The 9,821-nt window shown below is 70.3% G+C and carries 10 protein-coding genes; 9 read left to right on the top strand and 1 reads right to left on the bottom strand.

The window, feature by feature from the left end:
- Positions 1 to 156: 156 nt before the first annotated feature.
- On the bottom strand, positions 157 to 1,602 hold the full coding sequence (locus ACFY5C_RS08465) for a hypothetical protein (protein ID WP_389441984.1): 1,446 nt from the start codon (positions 1,600 to 1,602) through the stop codon (positions 157 to 159).
- Positions 1,603 to 2,265: 663 nt separating this feature from the next.
- On the opposite strand from ACFY5C_RS08465, the gene ACFY5C_RS08460 reads away from it, so the two are divergent.
- The 9 genes from ACFY5C_RS08460 to ACFY5C_RS08420 are packed head-to-tail and all read left to right on the top strand — an operon-like array spanning position 2,266 to position 9,815.
- Entirely contained in the window at positions 2,266 to 3,051 is a 786-nt protein-coding gene (locus tag ACFY5C_RS08460; protein WP_389441982.1) for a thiamine pyrophosphate-binding protein, read from the top strand.
- 3 nt (positions 3,052 to 3,054) lie between these two features.
- Complete coding sequence (locus ACFY5C_RS08455) at positions 3,055 to 3,627, top strand: thiamine pyrophosphate-dependent enzyme (protein ID WP_389441980.1); 573 nt, start codon at positions 3,055 to 3,057, stop codon at positions 3,625 to 3,627.
- Positions 3,624 to 4,649 (top strand): hypothetical protein, encoded by a 1,026-nt coding sequence (locus ACFY5C_RS08450; protein ID WP_389441978.1) that lies wholly within the window; start codon positions 3,624 to 3,626, stop codon positions 4,647 to 4,649. The genes ACFY5C_RS08455 and ACFY5C_RS08450 overlap by 4 nt, the downstream gene beginning before the upstream one ends.
- Entirely contained in the window at positions 4,646 to 5,581 is a 936-nt protein-coding gene (locus ACFY5C_RS08445; RefSeq protein ID WP_389441976.1) for an isocitrate lyase/phosphoenolpyruvate mutase family protein, read from the top strand. Before ACFY5C_RS08450 ends, ACFY5C_RS08445 begins: the two co-directional genes overlap by 4 nt.
- Positions 5,578 to 6,699: a hypothetical protein gene (locus ACFY5C_RS08440; RefSeq protein ID WP_389442246.1), complete on the top strand. Its 1,122-nt coding sequence runs from the start codon at positions 5,578 to 5,580 to the stop codon at positions 6,697 to 6,699. Before ACFY5C_RS08445 ends, ACFY5C_RS08440 begins: the two co-directional genes overlap by 4 nt.
- Positions 6,696 to 7,172 carry a YjbQ family protein gene (locus ACFY5C_RS08435; RefSeq protein WP_389441974.1) on the top strand — a complete coding sequence of 159 codons (477 nt, stop codon included), beginning with the start codon at positions 6,696 to 6,698 and terminating at the stop codon, positions 7,170 to 7,172. Before ACFY5C_RS08440 ends, ACFY5C_RS08435 begins: the two co-directional genes overlap by 4 nt.
- The gene (locus ACFY5C_RS08430) at positions 7,169 to 8,311 is read left to right on the top strand and encodes a pyridoxal-phosphate-dependent aminotransferase family protein (protein WP_389441973.1); all 1,143 of its coding nucleotides are present in this window, start codon (positions 7,169 to 7,171) and stop codon (positions 8,309 to 8,311) included. The genes ACFY5C_RS08435 and ACFY5C_RS08430 overlap by 4 nt, the downstream gene beginning before the upstream one ends.
- Positions 8,311 to 8,616 (top strand): glutaredoxin domain-containing protein, encoded by a 306-nt coding sequence (locus ACFY5C_RS08425; protein WP_389441971.1) that lies wholly within the window; start codon positions 8,311 to 8,313, stop codon positions 8,614 to 8,616. The genes ACFY5C_RS08430 and ACFY5C_RS08425 overlap by 1 nt, the downstream gene beginning before the upstream one ends.
- Complete coding sequence (locus tag ACFY5C_RS08420) at positions 8,613 to 9,815, top strand: ATP-grasp domain-containing protein (protein WP_389441969.1); 1,203 nt, start codon at positions 8,613 to 8,615, stop codon at positions 9,813 to 9,815. The genes ACFY5C_RS08425 and ACFY5C_RS08420 overlap by 4 nt, the downstream gene beginning before the upstream one ends.
- The last annotated feature ends 6 nt before the right edge of the window (positions 9,816 to 9,821 follow it).

Genomic DNA, 9,821 nt, shown 5'->3' with positions numbered 1-9,821 from the left:
GCGCCGCCGTGCTCGCCGAAGTAGCGGTGCTCGCGTGAGGCTCCGCTCCCGCAGTGCCCGCCGGCGCCGCCGTGCTCGCCGAAGTAGCGGTGCTCGCGTGAGGCTCCGCTCCCGCAGTGCCCGCCGGCGCCGCCGTGCTCGCCGAAGTAGCGGTGCTCACCGGAACACCTCCCCCAGCAGACGGGCCGCGGCCGGCGAGTCGACGTAGGCGTCGAAGGAGTAGGCGAGCCGGTCCAGCGCATGGTGCTGGAGCAGGTCGGCGACCTCGGCGCGGACCGCCGCGGGCTCGGCGCGGCGCAGGACCACCTTCGCCACCAGCCGGGCCACCTCGCACATCTCCGCCTCGCGCAGCCCGCGCCTGGTCATCGCCTGGACGCCGAGCCGGAGGCCGTGCAGCCCGTTGGAACCCGGTACCTCGATGTTCGTGGTGCGGATGCCGGCGTGCGCCAGGTCGCCCAGGGACAGGCGCAGCGCCTCTGCGGCCGACCCGGTGATGACGTGCACCTGATGAGTCTCGGTGAACCCGAAGGACTCCCCGGAGACCCGCACCCCCTCCTCGTGCAGGGCGTGCGCGAGCGCCTTGGAGTTGGCGAGGATCTGACGCGCGTAGTCGTGGCCGTAGAGGGCGATCTCGGACAGGGCCACGTACATGGGTGCGATCAGCTCGGCGTGCGAGTTGCTCTGCATCTGCGGGCAGACCCAGTCCGACACCGCCCTGAGCTTCGGATGGTCCGCGTCGCGGAAGGCTATGTAGGCCTTCTGCGGTCCGGCGATGGTCTTGTGGGTGTTGCCGTGCACGGCGTCCGCGCCGAGCAACGTCGGCTGCGGCAGCACCCCGCCCGCGATCAGGGCGCCGTCGTGGCTGGCGTCGTACGCGAGAAAGACACCCTCGGGCAGCGCGGCCCGGATCTGGGCAAGCGGCTGCCAGCGCAGTTTGAACGACTGGTCGAGGATGACGAGTTTGATCTCCGGGTGTTCGGCGCACAGCGTGGCCAGCCGGTCCACGTCGATGAGCAGGGTCCGGTCGACCATCGGCAGGTGGTAGGTGTTGATGCCGGCTGCGGTGGCCAGCGACTCCAGGGCGAAGTGGCCGCCGTCCTTGTGTGCGAAGTGCACGAAGCCGTCGCCGCGTCCGCAGATGCCCAGCAGCACGGCCTGCTCGGCGACGGAGCCGCCGTTGGGCCGCCAGTCGAAGGTGGCCGCCTCGAAGAGCTGCCGGCCGATCCCGGTCAGCTTCCCCACCAGGGACGCGTTCGCGCCGGAATCCGGGAAGGCCCACTCGCCCGCCTCGGCCGGGTACGGCGGGGCGAACTCGTAGAAGCCGCCCTGCAGTCCGCTGCCGAGCATCCGGACCAGCTTGCTCGGGAAGTTCTCGCTGGCCGTGAGGCTCAGGTGCTGCTCACGGTAGGTGTTGTCGAGCACGAAGTCCGAGGCGAGCCGCTCCAGCAGGTGCGCCACCCGGTCGTCCGACCACACCTGGCCGGACACGAGGCCGCTGTCACCCCCCGAGGCCTCCTCGATGATGCCCTCGGCCGCCACGACAGCCGCCTGTGCTTCATCGTCGACAAGGCCGATCCCACTGTCTTGTCCTGCCGCGCGCATGAATCAACCCCCGTTGCATGTCGGAAAGAACCGAGAAGAAATAAGAAAGGGACGCCAGAAAGGGGCGAAGGGGCGGCACCCGCGCACGGCACTGTGCGGGGCAATGCGCCGGACCAAGCCGAACGCCGCCGTCAATGCTCTTCTACGAGCCTCCACGGCCCCAGATCTCCGGAGCTTCTACCGGAGGCATCCACACATCAATGGCGCCGACTGTACACGGGGAAGATCAACATCGGACCACCGAAATCAAGCCACTCCCCGCCCCGCCTTACCTGGGGAAACCACACTCAATGGAAGGTGCGCAACGCAGACAAGGCGCGCAAAGAGATCCGCGCCGCGGTCCGAATTGCACGGACAGGTCCCCGTGATCCAGCGCCAGCCGGAACGGCCGTAAAGCGCCCGCCATCCCGGCCCGCGACCTGACTCAAATTCGACCAACCGAGAAACCGGATCGGGGCCTCCGCCATCGCCGTGCGGGCAGCCGGTCGGCCCGGTCCGCGCCGACAGGGCGATCAACCCGGCCCGCGCGCCGCGATCAAGAACGGCACCGGAAGGGCGGTCGACCAGCTGACATCGGCATCCACGAGCAGGACGAAGCAGGCGAACACCCTGGGTGGGCCGACGTGCGGGCCGGGGCGGCCCGCCCCGTGAGTGGCGACCGGAATGCGGAATCCAGGCCACGTGTTTTCGTACTTCAAACGTCAAAAATTGGCCATTGAACAGTTCGAAGATCGGCCGATTCAGAGCCCCTCTCGCGAGGTCGCCAAATGCGTAATATGCCCGACTCGCCTCTGCGCCTGTCCGAATTCCGGAACGCCATTGCAGATTCACTTGGGCGTCATGCAAGATCCACACCGGCGTGGGGCACAGAGACGCTCCCGTCGGGCGTTATCGCGTCCATGCTTCGTAAAAGAAAGGCCATGCGTGCTGCCTGAACCTTCGTTGGCAGCAGGATCCGGGGCCAAAGTCGCGGAAACCTTGCTCAACGCCTTCGTAACCCGCGGGCATTCACACTTCACCGGCGTACCGTGTTCCCTGCTGAAGGGATTCTTCCGGTTACTCGAGGACCCCGACTGCCCGGCCGCTTACATTCCCGCGCCGCGCGAGGACAGCGCCCTGGGCGTGGCCTCCGGTCTCGCCGTGGCAGGGGCCAAGCCCGTGGTCCTCATGCAGAACTCCGGCCTCGGTTACTCGCTCAACGTCCTCACCTCGTTCAACCTCATCTACGACGTCCACCTGCCGATCGTGGTCAGCTGGCGCGGTCACGACGGCAAGGACGCCGTCGAGCACGACGTCATCGGGCGCGAACTCACCCGGCTGCTCGACGTGTTCGGGCTTCCCTGGACCGTGCTGGACAACGAGCGCCCCGAGGACTCCGTGGAGGCGTTCCTCAAGCAGTACGACTCCGGCAGGAGCACCGCCGTGCTGATCGTCCGGGAAGGGATCTGACCGTTGCTGGACATCCGTGACGCCCTGGGCGCACTGCTGGAGCGCGAGTCCGCCGCCCTGACGGTGAGTACCTGCGGCTACATCACACGCGACGTGTACAACATCCGCGATCGCGCCAACCATTTCTATCTCGTCGGCTCCATGGGCATGGCCGCGCCGATCGGGCTCGGCATCGCGCTGGCCCACCCGGACCGCCGGGTGCTGGTGCTGGACGGCGACGGATCGTTCGCCATGAACCCGGGCTGTCTGCCGATGATCGCCGAGCACAGGCCGAATCTGCTCCATGTCGTCCTCGACAACGGCGCCCATGAGAGCACCGGCGGCCAGCGCACCGCCGCCCTCGGCGACCCGGCGGCCATGGCCCTCGCGGCCGGTTACGCCGCCGCCCACACCGTGGCCGATCTCGACCAGCTGGCCGCCCTGGACCTGACCGGCACGCCCACGCTGGTGCGGATCCGCTGCAAGGCGCGCAGCCACCCCGCCGGAAAGCGCGTGGAGCAGACGCCCCAGGAGCTGGTGAAACGTTTCCGCGCCCAACTGGACGATCCTGCGGCACACCTGGAAGGAGCCGTGTGAAACCGACCCTGCTCGACTGCACGCTGCGCGATGGCGGGAACCAGAACGACTGGCAGTTCAGCGCCGTCGACGTCCACACCATCGTGAGCACCCTGGACGCCGCCCGCATCGACGTCATCGAGGTCGGCTACCGCGGTGGTTCCGGGAGCAAGGCCAGCGCCACCGCGGGGCCCTCGGCGCATTGCACGCCCGAGTACCTCGCGGCGCTGCCGGCCGTCTCGCACGCCGAGCTGGCCGTGATGGTCGTTCCCACCGTGTGCCCGGTGGGCGCCATGGACGACCTGCCCGACAGCCCGGTGTCCATGGTGCGCATCGCCGCCTACCCGTGGAACATCGACGGGGTACCGGAGTACGTCCGTGCCGTGCGGGCGCTCGGTCTGAAGGTCGGCGTCAACCTGATGGCCGTCAGCTACACCAGCCAGGAGCAACTGGCCGAGGTCGCCGCGGTCGTGGCGGCGGAAACGCCGGACGTGTTCTACATCGCCGACTCCTTCGGCGCGCTCACCCCGGACGACGTCCACCGGCGCGTCGAGTTGCTGACCGAGCGGCTGCCGACACCGCTCGGCCTCCACGCCCACAACAACCTGGGCCTGGCCGCCGCCAACGCGGCAGCCGGCCTGGACGCGGGCGTGAGCTGGCTGGACGCCTCGCTGTGCGCCATGGCCCGGGGCGCCGGGAACCTGGCCACCGAGCAGGCCGCGGCCTTCCTCACCGCATGGCCCAAGTACGACACCCATGCCGATCTGCCGCTGGTCTGCGAGGCCGCCGAGTACGTGGCCGAGCAGGTGCTGCCGCGCCCCATGACGGTGCGCCGGGCCGAGATCGCGGCCGGGATCAACGACCACCACTTCTACTTCCAGGACCGCATCGAGAAGATCAGCGCCCGCCACGGGCTCGACCCGTGGGAGGTCGGGCGGCGGGTCGGTGCGGCACGGCCGCGCAAGGTCCTCGACGAGACGGTCGAGGACATGTGCCGGGAACTGGCCGAGCAGGCCGAAAAGACCAACGGAGGGGACGCATGACCGGGAGCCGATCACCCCAGCAGGAACAGAACGACCCGTCGCCGAGTGCGGCACAGCGGCTGCGCGCGGCGCTCGCCGCTCCGCGACTGACACGTGCCATGGGCTCGCACAGCCCGCTCAGCGCGCGCCTCGCCGAGGAGGCCGGCTTCGACGTCGTCTGGTCCAGCGGCTTGGAGATCTCCGCCACGGCCGGCGTGCCCGACGCCAACATCCTCGCCATGGGCGAATGCCTCGACGCGGCGGCCGACCTCGCCTGTGCGGTGGACATCCCCGTCCTCGCGGACTGCGACTCCGGGTTCGGCAACGTCAACAACGTCGTCCACATGGTGCGCTCCTACGAGGCGCGCGGCGTGGCCGGCGTGTGCATCGAGGACAAGCAGTTCCCCAAGCTCAACAGCTTCGTCGAGGGCAACCAGGACCTCGCCCCGCTGGACGACTTCGCGGGCAAGATCCGGGCCGCCTCCGAGACCCGTACCGACATGGCCGTGGTGGCCCGCCTGGAGGCGCTGATCTCGGGGCAGGGCATGGCGGAGGCGCTGCGCCGGGCCGACGTTTACGAGCGGGCCGGAGCGGACGCCCTGCTCATCCACTCCAAGCGCAAGGACCCCGAGGAGGTCTTCGCCTTCCGCGAGGCCTACCGCGGCGACCTCCCGGTGATCGTCGTACCGACCACCTACAACCAGGTCACCGTCGAGGAGCTGGAGCAGCGCGGCTTCGCCATGGCGATCTACGCCAACCAGGCGCTGCGCAGCTCGATCCGGGCCATGCGGGAGACCCTCACCCGGATCATGCGGGACGGCACCACGCTGAACGTGGAGTCCGAACTCGCCCCGCTCAAGGAGATCTTCGACCTGCAGCGCATGCCCCAGATGCTGGAGCAGCAGGAGCGCTACGAGTCCCTGGGACGCGAACTCGCGGAGGCCGCACAGTGACCACCCACCCCACCGCCCTGCGGCTGGACTTCCACGGCACCCAGCTCGACCTGGAGGTGGCGCCCGGGGCCGGCCCGGGCGTCGACGACGCGCTCGCCTTCCTCGCCACGCATCTGACCGCCGAGGAGGCCAAGCCCGACGAGACCGGCCGCGAGCCGGTTGCGACCCTGCGCATCCACGCCTTCGGTCCCGAACGCCTCGCGCCGCCGGCCGGGACCGTGCAGGAGGACATCTACCTCCGCAAGAGCGCCAGCGAGTTCTTCACCGTGCCGGCCCGGCGGGCCACGGTGGACGGCCGCGAGTACCTGGAGTGCACCAAGACGGGCAGCCGTTTCGTCTTCGACCGCGCCGCCCGCGCGATCGACGTGACGCTCGGGGCCGGCGGGCACATGGACCTCGTCGAGCTGGTGCGCGACCTGGTGCTGAAGCACCAGGAGAACACCGGCGCCGCGGTGCTGCACGCCACCGCCGCCTACCGGGACGGTGAGGTCGTGCTGGTCACCGGGGCGAAGGGGGCCGGCAAGAGCACGGTTCTCCTGGAGCTGGTGGAGCACTTCGGGTATGAGGTGCTCAGCGGCGACAAGACCGTGCTGCACGAGCTGCCGGACGGCTCGGTCGTCGCGGCCGGCTGGCCCGACTACCCGCACCTCGGCTACGGCACCGTCGCCAAGTACCCGGGCCTGAAGGAGATCGCGGGCATCGGGGACGACTACGTGCCCGCCGAGGGCCACGCGTTCTCGCCGGTGGGGAAGTTCGCGGTGGACCCCCTGCCGTTCCGGGACCGCTTCCCGAGCGCCCCGGTCGGCGTGCGTGTACCGGTCGCGGCGATCCTGCACCCGGCGATCGGCCACGGCGAGCGCACGGTCGTCGAACCGCTGACCGGCAGTCGCCAGGAGCACGCCGAAGTGCTGCGTGCCAACGTGGAATCGGCGTTCGACGGCGCCAACGCCGGCTGGCACCACTACCTCGACGACGGCCGCGCCGCCCACATCGCGCAGCTCACCCGCATCACCGACATCCTGGCCGGGGTGCCCGCCTGGACGCTGACCGGACCGGGCGACCTGACGGCCGAGAACGTGCCGCCCGCGATAGGCGGGCCCGCGGAGGTGGCCCGGTGATCGAACTGACGGTGGAGAGCACAGGCCTCAACTCCCACTACGACCTCACCGACCGGATCGCCGCCGCTCTCCAGGAGCACGGCACGGGCGACGGTCTGGCCGGCGTGTTCGCGCACGGCAGCACCATCGGACTCACCGTCATGCGCTACGAACCGGGCGCCGTGCAGGACCTGCTGCGGACCCTTGAGCGCATCGCCCCGGAGTCCCCCGCCGACGGCGGCCGCTATCTGCACGAGCTGACCACCGCCGACCCCAACGGCTTCTCCCACCTGAAGTCGTCGTTGCTCGGCACCAGTCTGCTCGTCCCCTTCCGGGACGGCCGCCTCGCCATGTCGCCGAGTCACCGCGTGGTGCTCTTCGACTTCGACCTGAAGCCCGCCACCCGCCGTGTCTTCGTCGACGCGCCCCCGCCCGCGGCGACCACCGCCCACGACACCGACGTGCCGACCGACGTTAAGGAGAACAGCCGGTGAAGCTGCGGCTGGCCACACCCGGACCCACCGAAGTGCCGCAGCGCCTGCTGCTGGCCGGGGCCCGCGAGATCATCCACCACCGCTCCACCGAGATGGAGCAGCTGATCCACGAGATCAGCGGCGGTCTGCCCCCGCTGTTCGGCACCAGTGCCCCGGTGTACACCATCGCCTCCTCCGGGACCGGCGCGATGGAGGCCGCGGTCGCCAACTGCTTCTCGGCCGGCGACGAGGTCCTGGTGGTCTCCAACGGCTACTTCGGCGAGCGCTTCCAGGCGATCTGCACGTCGTACGGTCTCGTCGTGCACGTCGTCGAGAGCGACTGGGGCACCAGCGCCGACCCCGAGCGGGTCGCGGCCGCCTACCGCGAGCACCCGGAGATCCGGGGCGCGTTCGTCGTCTACAGCGAGACGTCCACCGGGGCGCTCAACGACGTCGAGGCGATCGGGCGGATCTTCCGCGACACCGACGTGGTCGTGGTCGTCGACGCCATCAGCGGTCTGCTGGTGCACCCGCTGGAGATGGACGCGTGGGGCCTGGACGTGGTCCTCGCCGCCTCCCACAAGGGCTTCATGCTGCCGCCGGGGCTCGCCTTCGTCGCCCTGTCCGACAAGGCGTGGACGTCCGTGGAGCGGTCCACCGGGCCGAACTACTACTGGTCGTTCGAGCGGCTGCGCCACTTCTACCCGATGTCGTCCTCGTCCCCCGCGGTGTCTTTGCTGCTCGCCCTGCACGAGTCGTTGAAGATGCTGGACGAGGAGGGCACGGAGGCCTTCCGCAGGCGCCACGCCGTGCTGGGCGAGGCGGCCGAACGCGGCCTGCTGAAGCTCGGGTTCAGCACGTTCGTGCAGGCCCCGCACCGGCGCAGCCACGTCATCACCTCGGCCCTCGCGCCGGAGGGCGTCGACACCGGGCAGCTGCTGAAGACGCTGTCCACTTCGTACGGCGTCACGATGACCGGTGGCCAGGCGCACCTCAAGGGCAAGCTCATCCGGGTCGGGCACGTGGGCGCGGCCGACGCCCTCGACCTGAGCGGGATCTTCGGCGCCCTGGAAATGGCACTGCTCGACCTGGGCCACACGTTCACACCGGGCTCCGGCGTGGGCGAGATCATCCGTACGTTCCACGAGGAGGGCCGCTGATGCTCGTCCTGTTCCAGCGCGAGACCTGCCCCGACTGCAAGCCGGTGCGCGAACTGCTCACCAAGCTCCAGGTCTCCTACATCAACATCAACGTGCCCAAGCCGCGCGAGGAGCGGCACGAGCTGATCCGCACCACCGGCAGCAAGTTCATTCCGGCCCTGGTGGACGGCGCCACGATCATCCCGGGCAAGCTGCGCGAGAACGCCGACATCGTCGCCTACCTCAAGGAGCGCTTCGGCGATCCGGAGGCGGTGGCGCCCGAGGCAGAAAGCCCTGGGCAGGCGCAGCCGGAGCCACGCACATGACCTTCGGTCAGCAGGTGCCCGCGACACCGCGTATCGCGGTGCTCGCGGGCACCCCCCAACTGGTCCGCACGGCCCGCGCGTCGGGCATCGAAACCGTGTTCGTGCACGACGCGGCGCAGTCCGCACCGGCGGTGGCCGCAGAGGCCGACATGGCCCTCGCCGTGGACCTCACGGACACCGACGCACTGCACGCGGCCCTGGCGCCGCTGCACGCCGAACGCCCCTTCGCGCGCGTCCTGTCGCTCACCGAGCGCGGTCTGCTGCCGACAGCCGCGGTCGCCGAGCGGCTCGGCCTGCCCGGCAACTCGCTGCACACCGTGAGCCTGTTGCAGGACAAGCAGCGCATGCGGGAGCTCCTCAACTCCCGCGGCATCGGCCCGGTGCACACCGCTGTCCCGCGCGACCCGGCCGACCTCGCAGCGTTCTGCCGTACGGCGGGCGGGCCGGTCATCCTCAAACCCGCGGCCGGCACCAGCAGTCAGGCCGTGTTCCGGGTGCCCTCGGCACAGGCCGCCCAGGACGTGTGGCGGGCGTTCGAGGCTGCGGGCGGCACCCAGCCGATCGCCGAGGAGTACCTCGACGGGCCCGAGATCAGCGTGGAGACCTTCTCGTACGACGGGAAGCACGCCGTGCTCGCGGTGACCGACAAGCTGGTCGGCACCGCGTTCGTGGAGACCGGGCACACCCAGCCCAGCGCCCTGCCCGCGCCCGTCCTGTCGGACGTCGCGGCGCTCGTCCACGCTTTCCTGGACGCCGTGGGCCTCACGGAGGGCCCTGCCCACACCGAGGTCAAGGTCACCGGAAAGGGCCCCCGGATCCTCGAGTCGCACAACCGCATCGGCGGCGACAAGATCCGCGAACTGCTGCGCAGGGCCTACGGACTGGACGTGGTGGCTCTCACCGCGGGCTGCCCGCTCGGTCTGCTGCGGCCGCCCGCCGACCCGCCCGTGGCCCGGCGGGGAGCCGCCATCCGCTTCCTCACCCCGCCGCCCGGAACGGTTAGGAACATCGCCCTGCCCGACACCGACGGCACCACTGCCGAGATCCGGCTGGACGTCGCGGTCGGCGACCGGGTCCGCCCGGTGCGCAGCTCGCAGGACCGTGCCGGATACGTCATCGGCGACGGCGCGAACGCCGCCGACGCGGCCCGTGTCTGCGAGGAGCTGGCGGGCCGGGTGCTGATCGAAACGGGCGAGTGACCGCGG

Origin of the sequence: Streptomyces sp. NPDC012935 (assembly GCF_042900345.1) — a bacterium.
Classification (GTDB): Bacteria; Actinomycetota; Actinomycetes; order Streptomycetales; family Streptomycetaceae; genus Streptomyces.
The sequence above is the reverse complement of the archived record's forward strand: the minus strand, read 5'-3'. Positions and strand labels throughout refer to the sequence as shown.

Excerpts from the sequence above, each read along its gene's own strand:
- ACFY5C_RS08420 (WP_389441969.1), top strand. The coding sequence starts at position 8,613 with ATGACCTTCGGTCAGCAGGTGCCCGCGACACCGCGTATCGCGGTGCTC.
- ACFY5C_RS08445 (WP_389441976.1), top strand. The coding sequence starts at position 4,646 with ATGACCGGGAGCCGATCACCCCAGCAGGAACAGAACGACCCGTCGCCG.
- ACFY5C_RS08425 (WP_389441971.1), top strand. The coding sequence starts at position 8,311 with ATGCTCGTCCTGTTCCAGCGCGAGACCTGCCCCGACTGCAAGCCGGTG.
- ACFY5C_RS08465 (WP_389441984.1), bottom strand. The coding sequence starts at position 1,602 with ATGCGCGCGGCAGGACAAGACAGTGGGATCGGCCTTGTCGACGATGAA.
- ACFY5C_RS08460 (WP_389441982.1), top strand. The coding sequence starts at position 2,266 with ATGCGGAATCCAGGCCACGTGTTTTCGTACTTCAAACGTCAAAAATTG.